Source organism: Halomicroarcula saliterrae (assembly GCF_031624395.1).
Lineage (GTDB): Archaea > Halobacteriota > Halobacteria > Halobacteriales > Haloarculaceae > Haloarcula > Haloarcula saliterrae.
Window position 1 is genome coordinate 161,590 of record NZ_JAMQON010000004.1, and the last position, 17,303, is coordinate 178,892.

The window sequence follows — 17,303 nt, forward strand, 5'->3', positions numbered from 1 at the left end:
ACATGAGTCGTTCGACGGCGGATATTTGGGGCCGGCACATCTGGACAGGGTATGGACGAGAAGAGACTCGACGAGCTCTACGAGCGGCTGGCGGCGACGGGCGAGCGACCGGTCGAGCGGACGGCGAGCCGGTGGCTCGGCGAGGCCGAGGCCGTCGCGGGCGACATCGTGCGGGGAGACCCCGACCCCGACGTGCGCCGGGAGCGCCTGGCGAAGGTCGAGGACCTACTGGGTCACGTCGAGACGACCGGGGACGAGCAGGCAGACGAGCACGTCGACGCGGCGCGGGAACTCGTCGCGGAGCTGCTGTCCGACGGGTGAGGCGTTAGAACTCGGTTCCCTTCCGCGCCGGGTGGCCCGCCTCCAGCGGGTGCTTGATTTTCCCGACTTCGGTGACGAGATCGGCGTGCTCGAAGACGTACTCGGGAGCCTCGTGGCCGCCGGTGAGGACGAGCTCGACGTCGTCGGGTTTCGAGTCGACGAGTTCGACCACGTCCGCGGGGTCGATGAGGTCCCGGTTCGCGGCGTAGAGTATCTCGTCGACGACGAGCATGTTGACCCCGTCCTCCGGCGGGCCGTCGGCGTCGAGCGGTTCGGAGAGGTCCGCCTCGGCGCTGGCGGACAGAATCTCGTGGGCGCGTTCGAGCGCGCCGCGTGCGCGGGCGGCGTGTTCGTCGTCCGAGCTCCCGTCCATGAACCCGTGCCAGCCGTAGTGGCCGGCGTTCTCGTAGGAGAAGCCCGGCAAGGCGGCGATGGCGTTGTACTCCCCGCGGACGTCCTCGACAGTCCCGGTCCCGCCCTTCATGAACTGCAGGAGGTGAACCCGGTAGCCGTGGCCGACCGCGCGCGTCGCCATCCCCAGTGCCGCCGTTGTCTTGCCCTTGCCGTCGCCCCACCACACCTGCACCAGGCCGAACTCCTCGGGGGCGCTCGGGGCGATGGGCTCGGCGGTCGGGCCGGCAGTGTTGTCGCTCATACCAGTAGTTCAGGGCTGGCGGACATCCGTCTGGCGGTCGGTGACGACACCGTACTCGGCGTCGGCGGCCGCGGGCGGCCCCTCGTCGTATCTGGCGTCGAGACTCGCCAGCACGGCGTCGCGCACGCAGGCCCGGGCGGCCGAGCCGACCTCGGTGGCACTCCCCGCGAAGCGCGCTCGCTCGGCGCCCGGGTCCGCGCCGACGAGGACGGCATCCGACGTCGTCCCGGGCGCGTCGGCGGCCCCGAGCAGCGTCGCCGCCTTCGCCTCGACGACGGTCCCGAGCAGCGTCGCGAGCGCCCCGTCGGAGAGCGCCCTGTCGACGCCGACGACGAGATTGACCGTCCCGGGCCGCCAGTCGGCCGCGGCGTCCGCCGGCTCGGCCCGACCGTCGGTGTCCGCTCCCGCCGCCTCGTCGCCGGCCGGCAACACCGCCGGGTTCGACAGCCCCGCCGTCGAGAGCACCGTCACCGGCCCGCTCGCGGCGCACCGGGCGTGGCGCATCTCGACGCCGGTCAGCAGCGCCGGGCCGACCGGGAAGCCGGCGGCGGCGAGCCGCTCCTCGCGGTACGCGTCGAGGTCGGTTCGGTCGAAGCCGGTCGGGACGGTGACGTTGTACACCGCGTCGGCCGCGACGTAGCCGCCGTCCCACGCCGTCGAGAGCCAGCGGGCGCCGTCGCGACGGAGCTGTGCGATGCCGTCGCGTCGGGTCGTCTCAAACATCCAGCGCCTCCAGTAGCCGGTCGTTCTCCGCGGGCAGGCGGACGGCCACGCGGACGTGGCTGTCCAGCCGGCGGAAGGTCCGGGCGTCCCGCAGCGCGATGCCCGCCTCCCGGGCCGTCGCGAGCAGTTCCTCGACGCCGCGTTCGCCGGTCCCGAACAGCAGGAACGGGGCGGCCGAGGGGAACACGTCGAACCGCGTCGCGAGCCGTCCGCGCATGCGCTCGCGCTCGCGCTCGACGCGGTCGCGGGTCCCGGTGACGAACTCGTCGGCGCCGTAGCAGTGCGTGGCCAGCGCCGCCGCCGGTGCGCTCATCGACCAGGCGCGCCGGGCGGTCACGAGGCGGTCGAGCGCCGCGCCGGTCCCGACGACACAGCCCATGCGGACGCCCGGCAGGCCGAACAGTTTGGTGAGCGAGCGGGCGACGAGCACGCCCTCGCGGCCCGAAAGGGAGGGCTGCTCGGTGAAACCCAGAAACGCCTCGTCGACGAGCAGCGCGGTCCCGGCCGCCCGACAGCGGTCGGCGAAGGCCCGGAGCCGGTCGGCGTCGTAGCACTGCCCGGTCGGGTTGTTCGGGTTGCAGACGACGGCCACGGCGTGTCCGGCGGGGTCGGCGTCCAGTATCGCGTCGTGGGCGACGAACGTCGGCTCGCCGCCCTGCAGGCGAACCTCGCGGGCGTACTCGCCGAAGCTCGGGGCCGGGAGCAGGGCCGATTCACCCGCGTGCACGGTCGTCTCGATGGCCAGCCGGATGGCTTCGAGTCCGCCCGCGGTGGGGATGACCTCGTCCGGGCCACAGCCGACGAACTCGGCCGCGGCGGCGCGAAAGTCGGGGTAGCCGTCGTTGGGATAGGTCCGCGCCGCGTCGAAGGCCGCCTCGAAGACGTCGCGAGCGCCGGGCGGGACCCGGGGGTTGGTGTTCGCGCTGAAATCCAGCAGCGAGGGGTCGTCGCTGCTCCCGTGTGGGACGCGCCCGTCCGGGCCGACGTGCGGGTCGGAGTCGCCGGCGGCGCGCAACTGCGCGACGGTGTCGGGGTCCATAGGAATGACGACGGTGAGGAGTGGGGAGAAACTTTCGTGCGACCTGTCCGCCCCCCGAGTGACGACGACCAGTCAGAAAGTCCCACCTGTAGCCAGTTGCCCGGTCGGAGCTTTCCGGTTCGGAGACGCGCCGACACGACACCGGACGAGCTACAGCAGCTCCTCGGCCACCCGAGCGTCCGCGAGCGTGTTGACGTTGACAGCCACCCGTGTATCCTCGGTGAGCCACGCGTCGTCACCGCTGGCGCCGACGACGTTGACGCCGGTGGGGGCGACCTCGCGGCCCTCGCGCTCGAAGGTCGCGTCGTCGCTCACGCCCAGTTCCCGCTTGCGGGCGGCGGGGACCAGTACCGACAGTGACCCCTCGACGTGAGCGTCGAGCACGCGCTCGACTATCTCGCCGTCGAGCAGTGGGAGGTCCGCCGCGACGGTCAGGACGGGCAGCGAGACGCGGTCGTCGGAGAGCGCCGCGTCGAGGTCAGCGACGTACCCGTCGCCCGGCGTCCCGATACAGGGGGTATCGAGGTGGGCGCGGGTCTCGGGAGCACCGGGCGAGGTGACCGCGAAGACGCGGTCGACGGCGCTCTCTTCGAGCGCACCGAGCACGCGGTCCACCATCGGGACGCCCCCGACCCGAAACAGGGGTTTCTCGGCGTCGGTGTCGAGGCGCGTCCCGCGCCCGCCACACATCACCAGAGCGTCCACACCGGACCCCCCAGGAGATGCCACGCGGCGACGGCGCTGTGGAGCGCGACGACGCGGGCGAGTTCGTTCGTCGCGCCGAAGACGTCGCCGCCGACGCCGCCCAGTCTGTGCCGGGCCCACCGACGGACGAGGACGGCAACGGCGAGGGCGGCGACGACCGCGACGGCAGTGACCGGGACGACGACGACGGCGACCGGCAGCGCCGCGGCGAGTGCCACAATCAGGTCGAGCGGCCCGTTCCCGTCGAGCATCGTCGCGCCGAAGCCCTCGTGGCTGGGCGAGCCCAGACAGGCGAGGGCGGCCATCGCGAGCTTGGCGCCGACCTCGCTGGCGACGACGACGGCCACGGCCACGGCCGCGGGCAGTGCCGCCACCGCCAGCGCGCCGAACGCCAGTCCCAGCAGGCCGGTGCCGAGTGCCAGCACCGCGCCGACGCCGACGGTCGTATCGCGCATCACCTCGCGGCGCTCGGCCGGCCCGCCGTGGACGGCCGCGGCGTCGCCCAGGTCCGCCAGCCCGTCGGCGTGGTTGACGCCGGTGACCGCGACGACGCTCGCGAGGTAGGCGGCGGCGACGACGGGGCCGGGCAGGCTCCCCGCGGCGAGAAACGGCAGCGCCACGAGTCCGCCGACGACGTAGCCCGCGAGCGGGAACGCGGCCGGGGTCGCGGTGAACGCGGCCCAGGCGGCCTCGCCGCCGCCGACCGGGAGCCGCGAGAGGAACCCGAGCGAGCCACGCAGCGCGCGCCACATCAGGTGCCCACCCCCAGCGCGGCAAGCGAGAGCCCGGCGAGCACGTAGGTCAGCACGCCCGCGACGCCGACGGCGCGAACGCCGCGGCCGGCGGCCGCTGCGTCGGGGAGCGCGGCGTCGGGATTGAGAACGTAGACGCCGGGCTTCTCCAGGCGGACGTCGAGGCCGGCGGCGGCGACGCCCATCGGCCAACCGGAGTTGGGCGACGGGACCCCGGCGAGCCACGCTCGCGCGTGTGCGAGCGGTCGAGCGCTCCCGAACGCGACCGCGAGAAGCGCCGCGCTCAGGCGGGCCGGGAGCCACATCACGGCGTCGTCGAGCCGGGCGGCGGGCGTGCCGACCCGCTTGGCGCGATAGCCCAGCATCGAGTCCATGGTGTTGACGGCCTTGACCCACGCCGCCGCGCCGGCCGCGAGGGGAAGCGCTGGGACGCCGGCGGTCACGGCGACCGCCGCGACGAGGACGAACGCCGAAAGCGGCGCGACCAGTCCGTCGGCGAGGTTCTCGGCGACGCTCTCGACAGCGGCGCTCCGGAGCAGTCCGGGCGAGAGCGCCGCGGCGTCGCGGCCGGCGAGTGCGAGCAGCCCCTCGCGGGCGGCGTCGATATCGGTCTCGGCGTCGGCGACGACCGACCGGGCCACGGTGAGCAGCCGTCGGAGACTCGTCGAGAGAAACAGGGCCAGTCCCGCGACAAGCGCCCCGCCAAGCGGCGGTCCGCTGCCTGCGACCCAGACGGCGCCCGCGACGACGGCCGCCGCCGCGAGCGGGAGCGCGACCGCGCCGAACGAACCGACCAGCAGCGGGCGGGTCCACTCGCGGTCCAGCGGCGCGACCAGCGAGCCCAGCCACGCGACGGGGTGGTACCGGGTGGGCGGCTCGCCGACGACGGCTTCCAGCGCGCCGGCGACCAGCAGTGCGACCACGGGGCTCATAGCCGCCCCTCCCGGAGCCGTGTTGCGACGGCCGGCAGCGGAACGTCGTCGATGAGGACCGAGCGAGCGCCCGCGCGGCCGGCGCCGCCGTCGGTTCGAGCGTCGTCGCCGACGTGGACGAGCGTCGAGAGCGGCGCGTCGAGCGCCGCTGCGGTCGCCTCGAAGATGTCGGGGTGTGGCTTGCGCCAGCCACAGCCGACGCTGGTCACGACCACGTCGGCACCCCGCCCGAGTTCGGTCCGTGCGAGCGTCCGCTCGACCAGTCCGGGGACGCTGCAGTTCGAGCAGACTGCGACCGGGCCACGCTCGGCCGCCGCGGTGAGCGCCGCGCGGGCGCCGTCGCGACGGGCGACCGAGCCGTCGAAGGCGGCCAGAACGGCCTCGCGAGCGGTCACCGCCGTCACCGTGATGTCACGGCTGGCGAGTGCGAGCCGAACGTGTTCGTCCAGCGGCGCCTCCTGCCCGCGGTCGTACTCCCGATGGGAGCGACGATAGGCGGCCTCCCAGTCGTCGGGCACGGGAACGCCGCGCTCTGTGAGGCTGTCGGCCACGGCGGCCCAGGGCTCGTCGGGCCGGTCGGCCGCGACGAGCGTCCCGAACAGGTCGAACGAAACTACCACGTCCGTGTGGTTACTGCAATCGCACTTGAACTGTGCGGTCACTGCCCCGCACCGGTCGAACCCGCCCGCAGACGGAGCAGCCGATGTCTTGCGGTCGTCTTGCACATGTAATAAGGCATATAGTAGAGAGTGTCGATACTATCATATTTCGTATGTAAGCGAGCGTGTTTACAGTTAGATGTCGAATACTAACCGCCGTACTCAGTCGAGTTGGTTCGTGCATGTCTCCGACGGTATTGTTCGTCGATAGCGCGCTGTTTCCGGCCAGAGATTGGTTCGTATACCTATATATCTCGGCGGTGAGTGAGCCACGTAGCCGTCGGTCGAGAGCGCAGTGACGGGTCACGGGTCGTCGAGAGCGAACCCGACCACCGAAAAATGGGCGGCGGCCCGATAGCAAAGCGGACGTGCCGGCGTGGACGCCGAGGGCTACTCGACCCATTTGGCCCGGCGGACATCGTAGCCGCCACAGGCCGGACAGGAATGGTGCTGGAGGTCGAACGACGCCTCACATGCTAGACATATGTACGGGCTTCCCGTTTGCTCCCCGCCGCGGGAAGCGTTGCGTGCTTTGTCAAAGACTCCCATCGACGACCACACCGGTAGGTAGAACCATACTATCAAAAAGAGCGCTGATAGTTCATGCTATTTCACCGGGTGCCGTCTGTCGGTTTGGGAAATCGGCGTTCCGGAAGTTCGGTAGTCGGTGACCGGTGACAGCGGGCTCCGAGAGACGGCGCTCGCGGCGCGAGAGCGGCACAGTGCTCGGTCACTACCGCCGATACGTTAGAGATGCATGATATGTTACCTGCTCCCCATAAATAAGCCGAGTAGGGACATGACAGAGCAAGTGTTTCCGGTCCCCTCGGCCGCCAGTAGAGAGTGACTTACTGCGATAAGCAGGCTATACCGCTGCAAACTCGACAGGTCTCGTGGCGTGAAAGCCCGACACGCCCGTGCGGGCGGGGACTGCCTACTGGACGCCACGAATCCCGCACATCTACCGCGAGGGCTCGTCTGGAGTCGAAAGAGCGGGCCCGTCGCCGGTGGGCCACTCGCGAGTGACAGTGGACAGGAGAAGTCCGCCCTCCCCGATTTGAACGCCGGTAGACAGTCTGCTCGCTACGCTGTGCGGACTGGAACTACCGAGCTCAATCGGCTCGGCCGGATTTGCTACGCAAATCCGCCCTCCCCGATTTGAACGGGGGACAAGTCGATCTACAGTCGACTGCTCTACCAGTCTGAGCTAAGGGCGGGCTGCAGTCGAAAATAGCCCGCCGTCCGGACTTAAGGATTGTTATTCGCGAAGCGTTCGCGGTCCGGTGACATGGAGACAATCGCACACAATATGTAAATCATTGGTGAACGAAGTGGGGACGTGCTTGGGGATTGTAGCTACTGTAGTGACCCGCTCACCAACGAGCTGGAGTCGGTGAGCTGTGACCACTGTGGAGAGGGATTCCACGCGAAATGTGCCCGCGATGCGGGTGAGCTCTCGGTTACAGTCGAGTCACACCTGTTCCGCTCGAACACGTACAGGATAGGCTGTCCCAACTGTGAACTGAGCTGGAGCATCGGATTCGACCCGCGCTGACGGCAGACGGGCGTCAGACACGGCGGGAAGATTGAAATACCCGGGAGACAACCTGTATGACGAGTCGGATGAGCAAGATAACGTTCCGCGCCGACGACGACCTCATCGACCGCCTCGAGGAGTTCGAGGCGTCGAAAAGCGAGGTCATGCGCGAGGCGCTCCGGGCGTACCTCGACGGCGAGGGCGACCAGACGTCGACACCGTCGGACGGAACCAGATCGGCGACCGACACCGAGAGCATCGACGCGCTCATCGCGGACCGTGTCGACGCTATCATCGCGGACCGACTGGAAACGGTGACACCGACCCGCCAGCCACAGGACGTGAATGTAAACATCTCTCTCGACGGTGGTAGCGGGTCTGTAACGGATGACGAAGCTGACAGCAGACCTGCGTCAGACACCGCCGCGACGGCGGAGTCGACGGGTGTATCACACGGCCACGAAGAGCGTAAGACAGGTGGCGAAGAGCGTGAAACGGACGCGTCACACGCCCAATCCAGCTGTGCCCAGTGTGGCGAAAACCTGTCGTCGTCGCACGTGTACTGCCCGAACTGCGGAGAGAAGGCCTCCCGGCGCGTGTTCTGTGACTGCGGCGACGAGCTCCGGTCGGACTGGGGGTTCTGCCCCGGCTGTGGGCGACGGACCCCGGCGGCGGACGTACTCGAACAGCCCAGAAGCGGTGCAAACAGGGAGTAGAGGTAACTTACTGCCGTAAACGCTACTTTGTCATACACTCGGCGGAAGTTTTATTATCCCATAGTCTGTGGTACATCGTGCGTAAGACGGTCGTCTTACACAGCTGGGGTCCCGACGGCGTACCAGTCGCCGTCCGGCGATTTCGCTGTGTATAACAGTCAGGCGGGCCGTAAACACGGCCCGTTTGGATCGTCTTACCCAAAGGGAAATAACCATGGAGCGTGTGACACTACGGATTCCGAAGCAGCAGATAGAAGAGGTCGAACAGATGGTCGAAACGGGGGAGTACCCCAACCGGAGCGAGGCGATCCGGTCGGCCGTCCGGGAGATGCTGTCCGAGCAAGAGGGCTCGGAACGTGCCTCCGAGAACAAGAAGCGGACCTGGGCGAGGGTGTAACGATGCAGGATATCGTCAACGAGGCCCTCGAACGCGACGAGCAGGAGTCGAAGAAGCTGTCCGACGAGGACGTCGACGGCTTCGGTGACCCCCGCATCGTCATCGTCGGCTGCGGTGGCGCCGGCAACAACACCGTCAACCGGCTCTACAACATCGGCGTCGAGGGCGCCGACACCGTGGCCATCAACACGGACAAACAGCACCTCAAGATGATCGAAGCCGACACGAAGATACTGGTCGGCAAGTCCCTGACCAACGGCCTGGGCGCCGGCGGCGACCCCTCGATGGGCGAGCGCGCCACCGAGATGGCACAGGGGACTATCAAGGAGGTACTCGGCGACGCGGACCTGGTGTTCGTCACCGCGGGTATGGGTGGCGGAACCGGGACCGGTGCCGCACCGGTCGTCTCGAAGATCGCCAAAGAGCAGGGCGCCATCGTCGTTGGCATGGTGTCGACGCCGTTCAACGTCGAGCGCGCCCGCACGGTGAAAGCCGAGGAAGGGCTGGAGAAGCTTCGCAACGAAGCCGACTCCATCATCGTGCTCGACAACAACCGCCTGCTCGACTACGTCCCGAACCTGCCCATCGGCAAGGCCTTCTCGGTGATGGACCAGATCATCGCGGAGACGGTCAAGGGCATCTCGGAGACCATCACCCAGCCGAGCCTCATCAACCTCGACTACGCCGACATGACATCCATCATGAATCAGGGCGGCGTCGCGGTGATGCTCGTGGGCGAGACACAGGACAAGAACAAGACCGAGGAAGTGGTCAAGGACGCGATGAACCACCCGCTGCTGGACGTGGACTACCGCGGCGCGAGCGGTGGGCTCGTCCACATCACCGGCGGCCCGGATCTCACGCTGAAGGAGGCCGAGGGCATCGCTCAGAACATCACCGAGCGACTGGAGGCCTCGGCGAACGTCATCTGGGGCGCCCGCATCCAAGAGGAGTACAAGGGCAAGGTCCGCGTCATGGCCATCATGACCGGCGTCCAGTCCGCACAGGTGCTTGGCCCGTCCACCCAGAAGCAGGCCAACAAGTCCCGCGAGGCCATCGAAGACGTCGGCGACGACACCTCCTTCGACGCCTCGGAGAACTTCGAGAACGCCGGCTCCGCCGGCGGCAACAGTGCCGGCTACGGCGAGACCGACGGCGGGCGCAGTCCGAAAGAGAAGAACAACGGACTCGACGTCGTCCGGACCAGCGAGTAACGTTCGACCTCGTTCTCCGTTTTTCGCAGTGGAGAGACCCCTCTTTTTCGAGAACAGCGATACGAACTCAGCCGACCACGTACGTCACGGCTCGGAAAGGGCTGCCGGGGCGACTCCGCCACAGCACCGACTGTAGAGGGTTCGATTCAGATCGCTTCGAGCGCTTCGAGCAGACTGCACTTCCGGCAGCTGTCCCGCGCGGTGGGCGCGCCGCAGTTGTCGCACTCGCCGAAGTCGGTGTCGCTGTCTTCACCACCGAAAGCGTCGGCGGCCAGCGCGGCGAGTTTCTCGTAGCCCGCCATAATCGAGTGGCGCGTTCCGGGGTGGTTCTCCTCCATACCGAGCATGAGCTCCTGAATCTCACCGCGGTAGGCCTCCGAGGCGTGGGGGCACTCGGTGATGTGGGCCGGGAGGTCCTGAAAGCGGGCGTACAGAGCGATCTCCTTCTCGGGCACGTCCCGCAGGGGCTTCGCTCGCGGGACGTGGTGGTCCTGCGTCTCGCGGGTCCGGTCCGTGGGTGCGTCACCGCCCTCGAAGGGGCCGAGCGAGGCGTCGAAGTGCTTGGCGATCTGGTCCACGTCGCCCTCGAAGAAGTTCATCAGCGCCGTCTGGGCCTCGTCGTCTAGGTTGTGTCCGGTCAGCAGCTTGTCCGCGTCCAGTTTCTCGGCGTACCGCGAGAGTACGTCGCGACGGAACACGCCACAGTAGGCACAGGCTGCCATCCCCTCGGGGTCGTCCTCGACGACGTCGTCCATCTGGACGCCGAACTCCTCGTCGTAGGAGACGACTTCGTGGCGGATGTCGAGCGCTGCGGTCAGCTCCTCACAGGCTTCGAGACTCTTGTCGCGGTACCCCTCGATGCCCTCGTGAATCGAGAGCGCGACCAGCTCGATTCGGGGGTCCCGCTCGAAGACATCGTGCAGAATCGAGGTGAGGACGACGCTGTCTTTCCCGCCCGAAAGCCCGATGACCCACGTCTCCGGGTTTTCCGGCGTCGCGTCGTCAGGGACGAGGCCGTCCTCGCGAACCCGTCGCCGGAGGCGTTTCTCGACGGCCCGGCAGAGATGATGCTCACAGAGATAGAGCCCCGAATACGCCGCGTGTAGCACCGCGTCCGACCCGCACTTGTCACACTCCATTACCGCAGTGTTCGTCCGCGTCGTCCTGAGGGTTTCGTCTCGGGGCGACCTACAGTACCGTCTCGGTCTCCGGGGTCGCCGCCACCGTCCGTGTCTCGGTGTCGTAGGTCAGAAGGTCGACCGCCGCCAGTTTCGGGAGGTCGACGTGATGGAGGGCGACCGCGAGCGCTCGCTGGTTCGTCATGGCCTCGGCGACCGCGTGCGACGGGGTCTGTAAGAGCCTGTCGGCGAGGCACGGGAGCGAGACATCGCCTTCGTCGGCGACCAGCGACAACAGCGGATACCGGTACGCGCGACCGACCACCGCTGCCGCGGCCGGCCACGCGGGGTGGTCCGGTTCGTCGAGCGCGGGGAACTGAATCTCGTAGCTGTCGAGGGCTGTCGGGTCGCGTCTGATGAGCCCGTCCGGGGCCTGTTCGAGGAGACCCGCGTCGGTCAGCCGCGACAGGTAGTTGTATTCGAGCGTCCGACGGTACTGTTCGCGGTCGTCGGCCGAGACAGCCGAGCGTGCACAGTCGAGGTCGTCCGCCGCGAGGGCGACGGCGAGGTCGCGGGCCGTTGCCGGACCGGTCTCGAGGGCGTCGAGAATTCGCCTCGTACGCCGGTCGGCCAGAAGCGACGACAGCTGGTGACGGTCAGGGGACGGGCACCCGCTCTGTGCGATTTTCATTGGTAGCGGTATGTCTGGCCACGGCATACGTCTCATGCCGGAAATATGTGACTAGCGGACAGGACTATCTGAAGACAGCGTCGAGTACTTTCCGCTCGGCCTTCCGGAGGTGCTGGTGGAACGTCGAGGAGCTCACGCCGAGGGTCTCGGCCACCTCGGGGCCGGAGCTCTGTCGCGGCCAGTCGAAGTAGCCCATGAAGTACGCCGCGTCAAGGGTCGCCTGCTGACGGTCTGTCAGCGTTTCCGGGAGTGTCTGCAGTAGCCGGTCGAGCGAGGGGTCGGGCCGCCTCGTCTGCCGTCGACGGAGCATCTCCATCTCGGGTTCGACGCTGGTGATGCGGTCGATGGCCGCGGACACGTCCTGGTCGGCCGCGATGTGGACAGTCATCGTGGTCGCGGCGCCGGTGATAGTCACGTTCGAGACGTAGCCGCCGTTGTTCGCGACGGCAGAGAGGACCGGCGGGTCGACCATCCGGACCTCCAGCCCGATCCCGTCGCTGGTCTCGCCGAGAACGGTTATGTCGTCGATATAGCGGAACTCGCCGTCGTCGAGGAGCTGTTCGATACCCGTCTGGTCCATGCCGGTGGCCGTACAGTACACCAGAAACTCCCGTCGACCCAGCGACAGCGTGCTATCGAACTCGAAGGAGGCCTCGAACTCCGACGGAATACCGATTTGGGAGTCGGTGTGACTGATGCGGAAGGACAGTTCGACGACCTCGTCGGAGAGGAGCGCCTGCTTCCGTTCGACCGAGGCGATGGCGTGGCCGACGATTTCGCCGATGCCCTCGAGAACCTCGCGCTCGGGCGCCGCGAAGCCGCCGACTCGCTGGGAGTAGATACCGAGTACTCCGTACAGTGTTTCCTCGTAGATGATAGGGATGTTCGCCATCGAGCTGTAGCTGAAACGCTCGGAAAGGTGGAGCCACTTCTCGAACTCCGGGTCCGAATACACGTCCCGACAGAACTGCATCTTCTGCGTTCTGACCGCGCGGCCGGCCGGCCCCTGCCCACCCGGCTCGGTCGGGTTCGCCGTGAGTTCTGTCGTCTCGATATACCCCTCGACACCGCGTTCGGCCCGCGGAACGAACTCGAGTGTGACCGGGTCTATCGAGGCGATCCACGCGAACCGGTAGGCGTCCGACTCGCTCAGCTGTTCACACGTCGTCTCCTCGATTTCGGCGCGCGTCGACTGGTCGAGGACCGCGTCGGTGAGCTGTCTGACGACGGTGTTGAGGCTGTTGAGCACCTCCAGATTCGCTCGCTGCGTTTCGAGAACTCGCTCGTGTTTCTTCTGGGGCGTGATGTCCTGAAGATACCCGCGTACCTTTGATTTACCACGGTCCGTGATGGCCTCCCCGGAGACACGGACCCAGCGTTCCTCGCCCGTGCTGGTGTGCAGGCGAACCTCCGCGTTGTACGGCGTGCCCGACTCGACGCAGCGCTCGAAGAGCCGTTTTATCTCGGGTCGGTCCTCGGAATGGAAGAAGTCCAGCGCCGCTTCGAGCGTCGGTTCGTACTCGCTGTCGACCCCGTGTATCCGACGGGTACCGTCGGTCCAGAACAGCTCCGCGCTGTCGATGTCGTACTCCCACGCACCGACGTCACCGAGGCGCTCGGCGTTGGTCAAGAGCTCCCTGAGCCGGCGGCGGTCGCGTGAGTCGGTCCCGGCGGGCCGCCACCAGACGCGGGCCCCCGCGCCGACCTTCTTCGTCTCGAGCTCGCCCCGGTCCGCGAGTTGCTGTAAGCGTTTGTGCGTGGCGCGGCGACCGCAGTCGAGCTCTGCGGCGACTTCGGGGGTCGACCGCGGGGCCGCCGGCTCGTCGCTTTCGGTGAACACTTCGAGGGTCTCGGCGTAGATGTCGTCGAGAACCGAACGGTCCTCCATATTCTGTCAAGGAGACTGTAGGACATAACGGTTCCGCCGACGGAACCAGTCTGTAGCCGCACGGAGCCCCGACTCAGAGCGCTGTGGGACCGCGCTCCAGCGCGTCGAGGACGGTCTCGGTGAGGTCGTCTCTGGCCGTCGAGGAGAACAGTTCGTGACCGCCGTCGTACAGGCGGATGCGGTCGGCCGGAAGCCGATGGCCGACCGCCCGGGGGTCGACAATCGCGTCGGTGAGCGTACAGAAGGCGACCGCGTCGTCGCGGGCCGGTGGGAGGCGTTGCTGTGCGCGGTCGACGGCCCGGAGGAAGGCGGGCGAGGAGCTGTCCGGACCGTCGGCGAGCTGGGCCTCGGTGGCGAGTTCCCCCAGCGCGGCCCCTTCGAGGTTCCCGACCGGGAGGAACGGCCTCGAAATCGGGAGCGCCCTAACGAGCCCGAAGAGGGGGCCGAAGTCGCTCCCCCACCACGGCGAGAGATAGACGCGCTGTTCGATACTGTCGAGGTCCATGTGGGCGGCCGTCAGCCCGCCGGCGCTGTGAGAGAGCAGGGCGACGCTTTCGAGGTCCGTCGCGTAGTCCACGAGCGGGTCGACCCACTCGGTCCGGACGTCGCTGATGTGTGTCGGTAGCTCCGCGACGTGGACGCGAAAACGCGTGGCGAGTCGGTCGACGAACCACTGCACGTTCTCGTGGCGACAACGGTTTCCCCAGCCGAGAACGAACAGGCAGTCCCTGTCGGCGTCGCCGTCGTCGAAAATCCGGATCTGCATGCCCCTGGCTTCGCCGGTAGGGGCTAAAAAACCGGCTACCCGCGCCAGTCGAGCCACGCGCCGTGTGGGTCGTGTTCGACCAGCGGTCCCGACTGACAGCGCCGTCCTTCCGCCGGACCCAGTCGAGGTCGACCGACATCGTCCACACCAGCGCCCGGTTCCGACGGCGGCAAAAGCGCACTGCCGGCGTGGTGTGTGGTACCAGCTGTCGGGTCGGAGAGTCAGTGTTTTGCCCGCGGACCGACTACCGCCGGCAATGAGTATGGACCGCGCGGCCGCCGTCGAACGCGTCGAGGAACTCGTCGACCGCGTCGAATCGGAGACGATGCCGGTCCCCGTGCGGGAGGTGTGGGTGTACGGCGACGTGGCGCTGGGGCTCGACCCGATCGAGCGGCTGGACGTCTACGTCACCAAGGACATCCTGTTCAAAGACGCCCCGGAGCGAAGCGAGGAGTTCCGGCGCAGTCACGGCGTCGACGGCGTCGGCAAGACGGTGCGCGCCGAGTGGGCCGACGAGTACCCCGACTATCTCCGGGCCAACGCGAACGGCCACGCGGCGCCGGAGAGATGTCTCGCCGCCCACCTGCTGCCCGACGACACGGACGAACCGATCCACCTCGAAGTGTGTAACGCCTCCTTCGACGACAACGTCACCCAGCGGCTCAAGGGCGCGATGGCCCGCGGGGACTACGAACAGATTCTCGACCCGCGCGGGGCCTGTCTGTGGGTGGACGGTGAGCCGAGCGAAGGGAGGCGAGCGTCGTCGGACGGGTCCAGCGGTGGACACCGCTCCGAGGAAGCCTTCGAGAAGCTCCGGAAGGGCGAGTTCGTCCTGCCGACGCTGTCGGGGGCCCTGGAGATGCTGGGGATGGACGCCGAGGAAGCCGAGGAGGCCGCCGACGCCGTTCGGGCCTACCGCGACCGACAGGAGGGCGCGACGGTGCGTGGGGACGTGGTGTAGGAGACACCCGGGGGCGGCCCGACGAACTGTCGGCCGGCGTGGTCAGCCCGACCGTCGCCACCGACGAGCGCTGTGAACGTCGCCGCGGACGAGAGCGTCGTGACGATTTCCGACACCGACCGCACCGCTGTCGTACGGTCGGGCGTGCCCTTATTTTCGAGGTCTACTGGAGACTCGGCCGACGGTGACGAAGAAGGGGACCGTCTCGCGGCGCTCGTAGTCGTCGGACTGCATCTGCGAGACCACGTCACGGCCCATCTCGCGCCACTGTTCACGAAGGGCGTCGTACTCCTCGGGCGTGGCCTCGCCGCCGAGGATGGTCGCACGGTCGGTCGCCAGCCCCTCGCCGGTGGCCTTCCGGCGAGCGGCTCGCACTTCGGCCGCCCCGTACGGCGGTGTAACGGTCAGCTCCTGGTCGTAGCGCCGGGTCGAGACCACGTCCAGACCCGCCGCCTCGAACACGTCGGCGGCATCGGCGCCGAGTTCCACGTCCGTCTCGACGCCGTCGAGGAAGAACCGGCGCGCCCGACGGGCCAGCCGCGGTTCGCTGTCGACGGTGGACTCGACGGTGACGGCCCCGTTGTTGGGCTCGACGGCCGCCACCCGCTCGCCCGCCACGCGGGCGAACTCCCGGACGGCGAGTTCGGGGTCGGGGAGGTTGATGAGCAGCGCCTGACACACCACGAGGTCGAAGCTGTCATCGGCGAATGGGAGCCGCGTCGCGTCGCCCCTGACGGTCGGGCCCGGCACCGAGTCGAGGAGGCCGGCGTCGGCGTCGAGCGCGACCACCTCGGCGTCGCTCTCCTCGCGGAGCACGCGGGTCAGTTCGCCGGTGCCACAGCCGACATCGAGGACCCGCTCGCAGGCTTCCAGTTCGAGGTCCGCGAGCGAGTCGCGGGAGTCGGCCCACATCCCCGTTCGGGTGGTGTCGAGGTAGTCGGCGGAGAAGCGTCGCACGCCAGGGGAAACTCGGCTCGGCCCCAAATAGTTCGCGGTCCCGGCGACTCCGGACCGCGAGCCAGCGAAGCGGTCCACGCTCACCCGGTCTCGGTCGTCGGTTCGGGCGGGGCACACGCGCCCGTCGAGACCTGCTCGCTCGCCGCCTCCAGCGCCGCCATGACCCGGGCCAGCAGTGCCGGGGGCTCCGCGCCGGCGTCGACCGTGACGGTCCGGTCGTCCGCCGGCGTGGAGATGGTGACGGTCGTCGGCGGCACGTCGGTCGGACAGCTGTCCGCACACGAGTAGGTCGGTTCCAGCGCGCCGACCGCGTCGTCGCCCGCCAGCTCCCGGAACGGTTCGAGTTCCGAGTCAGACAGCGACGCCGAGTCGATCGCCGTGGTCTCGCCGCAGTCGAGCGTCTCGGTCACGCGACCCTCGGCCGTCGAGACGGTCAGGGTCCGTTCCCACGACCGCGGCGACCAGGTGCTGGTCCGGGTCCGGGTCACGGTGACCGCGGGGTCGGTGGGGGTCGACTCGGCCTGTCTGTCTGTCGGCGTCTGTCTGCCGGTGTCGGTCGGGGTTCCGTCGGCCGTCGACTGCCCGGATTCGAGACAGCCGGCGCCGAGAGCCAGCGACCCGGCTGCAGCGACGAGGAACCGCCGTCGGGAGGGTGTCATAGAGGTCATGTCTGTCGTGTGTCTCAAAAACAGCCCGGTCAGCGCCGACGCCAGAACACGAGCAGGACGGCCACGAGGGCGCCGACGACGCCGAACCCGGGACCGCTCCCGCCAGTCGTCGCCGTGGCGTTGGCAGCCCTCGCAGTTTCTGTCGCCGTCGCAGTCGAGGGCGTCGCCGTCGGCGAATCGGTCCCTGCCTGCGGGGTCGATTGTGCGGCCGGGCTGAGGGTCGCACGGTCGACAGAGACGGTCGTGGACGTCCGGTTAGCGAAGGTGACCTGATACTCCCCCGGACTGGTGAACGACCGCGAGAGGGTGACCGAGCTGTTCGAACCCATCTCGACCGCGGTTCGGTCGATGGTCCGGTTGTCGGCGGTCCAGACGACCGCCATCGAACCGTTCGCTGGCGTCGTCTCGCTGACGTTGACCGTCACGTTCACCGTCTCTCCGGTTGTCGGCGTCGTCTCGTCGACGGAGACGGTGACGTTCTCGCTCGCTTCGAGCGGCCCGTCACGCTCGTCGGTAGCGTTCGTCTCGTTACCCTCGTCGCCGGGGCTGGCACCGCCGCCGGTGTTGCCTCCGCCACTACTACCGCCGTCGTCTCCGCCACCGC

Annotated in this window: 18 protein-coding genes, 1 tRNA gene and 1 pseudogene; 5 read left to right on the plus strand and 15 right to left on the minus strand. The window is 68.4% G+C overall.

The genetic code is table 11. The features are described from left to right. Positions 1-51: 51 nt before the first annotated feature. On the plus strand, positions 52-321 hold the full coding sequence (locus NDI56_RS14540; protein ID WP_310920334.1) for a DUF8152 family protein: 270 nt from the start codon (positions 52-54) through the stop codon (positions 319-321). 4 nt (positions 322-325) lie between these two features. Here the strand turns inward: NDI56_RS14540 and NDI56_RS14545 are convergent, their stop codons facing one another. From NDI56_RS14545 to NDI56_RS14580, 8 genes are all read right to left on the minus strand, one after another. Next, positions 326-976: a cob(I)yrinic acid a,c-diamide adenosyltransferase gene (locus NDI56_RS14545; RefSeq protein ID WP_310920335.1), complete on the minus strand. Its 651-nt coding sequence runs from the start codon at positions 974-976 to the stop codon at positions 326-328. Between the two features lie 9 nt (positions 977-985). Next, positions 986-1,699, minus strand: coding sequence for an adenosylcobinamide amidohydrolase (locus NDI56_RS14550; protein ID WP_310920336.1), 714 nt, complete (start codon positions 1,697-1,699; stop codon positions 986-988). Continuing rightward, positions 1,692-2,738, minus strand: coding sequence for an aminotransferase class I/II-fold pyridoxal phosphate-dependent enzyme (locus NDI56_RS14555; RefSeq protein WP_310920337.1), 1,047 nt, complete (start codon positions 2,736-2,738; stop codon positions 1,692-1,694). The genes NDI56_RS14550 and NDI56_RS14555 overlap by 8 nt, the downstream gene beginning before the upstream one ends. A gap of 150 nt (positions 2,739-2,888) precedes the next feature. Beyond that, positions 2,889-3,428, minus strand: a complete 540-nt coding sequence (locus NDI56_RS14560) for an NTP transferase domain-containing protein (RefSeq protein ID WP_310920682.1) — start codon at positions 3,426-3,428, stop codon at positions 2,889-2,891. Further along, positions 3,428-4,198 carry an adenosylcobinamide-GDP ribazoletransferase gene (gene cobS / locus NDI56_RS14565; RefSeq protein WP_310920683.1) on the minus strand — a complete coding sequence of 257 codons (771 nt, stop codon included), beginning with the start codon at positions 4,196-4,198 and terminating at the stop codon, positions 3,428-3,430. Before cobS ends, NDI56_RS14560 begins: the two co-directional genes overlap by 1 nt. Continuing rightward, positions 4,195-5,127 (minus strand): CobD/CbiB family cobalamin biosynthesis protein, encoded by a 933-nt coding sequence (locus NDI56_RS14570; RefSeq protein ID WP_310920338.1) that lies wholly within the window; start codon positions 5,125-5,127, stop codon positions 4,195-4,197. Before NDI56_RS14570 ends, cobS begins: the two co-directional genes overlap by 4 nt. Then, positions 5,124-5,747, minus strand: a complete 624-nt coding sequence (locus NDI56_RS14575) for an HAD family hydrolase (protein WP_310920339.1) — start codon at positions 5,745-5,747, stop codon at positions 5,124-5,126. The genes NDI56_RS14570 and NDI56_RS14575 overlap by 4 nt, the downstream gene beginning before the upstream one ends. A 1,182-nt stretch (positions 5,748-6,929) precedes the next feature. Next, positions 6,930-7,003, minus strand: a tRNA-Tyr gene (locus tag NDI56_RS14580). Between the two features lie 406 nt (positions 7,004-7,409). On the opposite strand from NDI56_RS14580, the gene NDI56_RS14585 reads away from it, so the two are divergent. The 3 genes from NDI56_RS14585 to ftsZ all read left to right on the plus strand — a co-directional run bounded on the left by NDI56_RS14585 (position 7,410) and on the right by ftsZ (position 9,650). Continuing rightward, positions 7,410-8,039, plus strand: a complete 630-nt coding sequence (locus NDI56_RS14585; protein WP_310920684.1) for a double zinc ribbon domain-containing protein — start codon at positions 7,410-7,412, stop codon at positions 8,037-8,039. Between the two features lie 214 nt (positions 8,040-8,253). After that, a complete protein-coding gene (locus tag NDI56_RS14590; protein ID WP_310920340.1) occupies positions 8,254-8,436 on the plus strand; it encodes a ribbon-helix-helix domain-containing protein in 183 nt (60 codons plus the stop codon). 2 nt (positions 8,437-8,438) lie between these two features. Continuing rightward, entirely contained in the window at positions 8,439-9,650 is a 1,212-nt protein-coding gene (ftsZ, locus tag NDI56_RS14595) for a cell division protein FtsZ (RefSeq protein WP_310920341.1), read from the plus strand. A gap of 146 nt (positions 9,651-9,796) precedes the next feature. On the opposite strand, the gene ncsA is transcribed toward ftsZ, so the two are convergent. From ncsA to NDI56_RS14615, 4 genes are all read right to left on the minus strand, one after another. Continuing rightward, entirely contained in the window at positions 9,797-10,789 is a 993-nt protein-coding gene (gene ncsA / locus NDI56_RS14600) for a tRNA 2-thiolation protein NcsA (protein ID WP_310920342.1), read from the minus strand. A gap of 49 nt (positions 10,790-10,838) precedes the next feature. Further along, the gene (locus NDI56_RS14605) at positions 10,839-11,459 is read right to left on the minus strand and encodes a DUF7344 domain-containing protein (protein WP_310920343.1); all 621 of its coding nucleotides are present in this window, start codon (positions 11,457-11,459) and stop codon (positions 10,839-10,841) included. A 64-nt stretch (positions 11,460-11,523) separates the two neighbouring features. Then, positions 11,524-13,347 carry a bacterio-opsin activator domain-containing protein gene (locus NDI56_RS14610; RefSeq protein ID WP_310920344.1) on the minus strand — a complete coding sequence of 608 codons (1,824 nt, stop codon included), beginning with the start codon at positions 13,345-13,347 and terminating at the stop codon, positions 11,524-11,526. A 73-nt stretch (positions 13,348-13,420) separates the two neighbouring features. Further along, complete coding sequence (locus NDI56_RS14615) at positions 13,421-14,113, minus strand: alpha/beta fold hydrolase (RefSeq protein WP_310920345.1); 693 nt, start codon at positions 14,111-14,113, stop codon at positions 13,421-13,423. A gap of 262 nt (positions 14,114-14,375) precedes the next feature. On the opposite strand from NDI56_RS14615, the gene NDI56_RS14620 reads away from it, so the two are divergent. Next, the gene (locus tag NDI56_RS14620; RefSeq protein ID WP_417936027.1) at positions 14,376-15,074 is read left to right on the plus strand and encodes a DUF7095 family protein; all 699 of its coding nucleotides are present in this window, start codon (positions 14,376-14,378) and stop codon (positions 15,072-15,074) included. 150 nt (positions 15,075-15,224) lie between these two features. Here NDI56_RS14620 and NDI56_RS14625 read toward each other — a convergent pair whose 3' ends face one another. The 3 genes and pseudogenes from NDI56_RS14625 to NDI56_RS14635 form a co-directional block, all read right to left on the minus strand. Next, a complete protein-coding gene (locus NDI56_RS14625) occupies positions 15,225-15,986 on the minus strand; it encodes a class I SAM-dependent methyltransferase (RefSeq protein WP_310920685.1) in 762 nt (253 codons plus the stop codon). A 125-nt stretch (positions 15,987-16,111) separates the two neighbouring features. Further along, positions 16,112-16,690, minus strand: a complete 579-nt coding sequence (locus NDI56_RS14630; protein ID WP_310920348.1) for a hypothetical protein — start codon at positions 16,688-16,690, stop codon at positions 16,112-16,114. 38 nt (positions 16,691-16,728) lie between these two features. Continuing rightward, positions 16,729-17,303, minus strand: a pseudogene (locus NDI56_RS14635) (hypothetical protein); the annotation flags it as partial.

What these genes read in the sequence shown, in the direction of transcription:
- NDI56_RS14540 (WP_310920334.1), top strand. Translation starts at nt 52, where the DNA reads ATGGACGAGAAGAGACTCGACGAGCTCTACGAGCGGCTGGCGGCGACG.
- NDI56_RS14545 (WP_310920335.1), bottom strand. Translation starts at nt 976, where the DNA reads ATGAGCGACAACACTGCCGGCCCGACCGCCGAGCCCATCGCCCCGAGC.
- NDI56_RS14550 (WP_310920336.1), bottom strand. Translation starts at nt 1,699, where the DNA reads ATGTTTGAGACGACCCGACGCGACGGCATCGCACAGCTCCGTCGCGAC.
- NDI56_RS14555 (WP_310920337.1), bottom strand. Translation starts at nt 2,738, where the DNA reads ATGGACCCCGACACCGTCGCGCAGTTGCGCGCCGCCGGCGACTCCGAC.
- NDI56_RS14560 (WP_310920682.1), bottom strand. Translation starts at nt 3,428, where the DNA reads ATGTGTGGCGGGCGCGGGACGCGCCTCGACACCGACGCCGAGAAACCC.
- NDI56_RS14570 (WP_310920338.1), bottom strand. Translation starts at nt 5,127, where the DNA reads ATGAGCCCCGTGGTCGCACTGCTGGTCGCCGGCGCGCTGGAAGCCGTC.
- NDI56_RS14585 (WP_310920684.1), top strand. Translation starts at nt 7,410, where the DNA reads ATGAGCAAGATAACGTTCCGCGCCGACGACGACCTCATCGACCGCCTC.
- NDI56_RS14590 (WP_310920340.1), top strand. Translation starts at nt 8,254, where the DNA reads ATGGAGCGTGTGACACTACGGATTCCGAAGCAGCAGATAGAAGAGGTC.
- ftsZ (WP_310920341.1), top strand. Translation starts at nt 8,439, where the DNA reads ATGCAGGATATCGTCAACGAGGCCCTCGAACGCGACGAGCAGGAGTCG.
- ncsA (WP_310920342.1), bottom strand. Translation starts at nt 10,789, where the DNA reads ATGGAGTGTGACAAGTGCGGGTCGGACGCGGTGCTACACGCGGCGTAT.
- NDI56_RS14605 (WP_310920343.1), bottom strand. Translation starts at nt 11,459, where the DNA reads ATGAAAATCGCACAGAGCGGGTGCCCGTCCCCTGACCGTCACCAGCTG.
- NDI56_RS14610 (WP_310920344.1), bottom strand. Translation starts at nt 13,347, where the DNA reads ATGGAGGACCGTTCGGTTCTCGACGACATCTACGCCGAGACCCTCGAA.
- NDI56_RS14615 (WP_310920345.1), bottom strand. Translation starts at nt 14,113, where the DNA reads ATGCAGATCCGGATTTTCGACGACGGCGACGCCGACAGGGACTGCCTG.
- NDI56_RS14620 (WP_417936027.1), top strand. Translation starts at nt 14,376, where the DNA reads ATGGACCGCGCGGCCGCCGTCGAACGCGTCGAGGAACTCGTCGACCGC.
- NDI56_RS14625 (WP_310920685.1), bottom strand. Translation starts at nt 15,986, where the DNA reads ATGTGGGCCGACTCCCGCGACTCGCTCGCGGACCTCGAACTGGAAGCC.
- NDI56_RS14630 (WP_310920348.1), bottom strand. Translation starts at nt 16,690, where the DNA reads ATGACACCCTCCCGACGGCGGTTCCTCGTCGCTGCAGCCGGGTCGCTG.